1 protein-coding gene is annotated in these 807 nt (G+C 51.9%); it reads right to left on the minus strand.

The features are described 5' to 3' along the window. On the minus strand, window positions 1-807 hold an 807-nt coding region (locus H261_RS22920; RefSeq protein WP_008622789.1), incomplete at both ends, for a sensor histidine kinase.

Below are 807 nucleotides of genomic sequence, written 5' to 3' on the forward strand. Positions count from 1 at the left end.
ACGACAACGTGTGATCTTATCCCTTCTTTTCGATATTTGATGGCATTCCCAATTAGGTTTTGGAAAAGCCGATCTAATTGGTGGCCATCCCCAACCACCATGAGCGATGCATCCACATCGACGACCACGTGTGCATCACACTCGGCAATGGCTGTCCCAAGGTTCTTCAAGGCATGGGAAATGGCATCACCGATCCGCATCGGAATCAGTGGTTCTCCCTGTCGATCAATTCTGGAGAATGCAAGCAGGTCCAGAACCATAGCATCCATTCGTCGGGCACCGTCGCGGACGAAGCCAATAAATTCATGCCCATCGGCGTCGAAGTGATGTCCGTAGCGGCGTTCAATCAGGTCAACATAGCTGCTGATCATACGGAGCGGCTCTCGAAGATCATGGGATGCGACGTAAGCAAATTGCTCAAGTTCGGCGTTGGATGCCGCCAAATCCTTACAGGCAGTTCCCAGTTTTTCTTCGCTCTCCCGTCGGACAGAGACGTCAAAGCAATAGCCGACATACCCGAGAAATTCGCCGGACTGGTTTTGAATAGGGATTCCGTAATCTACGATCCAACCGTATTCACCGCAGGCCCGCTTGATGCGGTATTCCATGTCGAACGGCTGACGAAGTGCGAAGGCATCAAGATAGATTTTCAAGCAGCGATCAAAATCATCGGGATGGACGCCTTCCGCCCATCCATTCCCCATCTCCTGCTCCATTGTTCTGCCGGTATAGGCGAGCCAAGCGGGGTTGAACCAATTGCATTTGGCATCAAGACCAGCACGCCAGATCAGAATCGGGGCTGCTTTT

Origin of the sequence: Paramagnetospirillum caucaseum (assembly GCF_000342045.1) — a bacterium.
Lineage (GTDB): Bacteria > Pseudomonadota > Alphaproteobacteria > Rhodospirillales > Magnetospirillaceae > Phaeospirillum > Phaeospirillum caucaseum.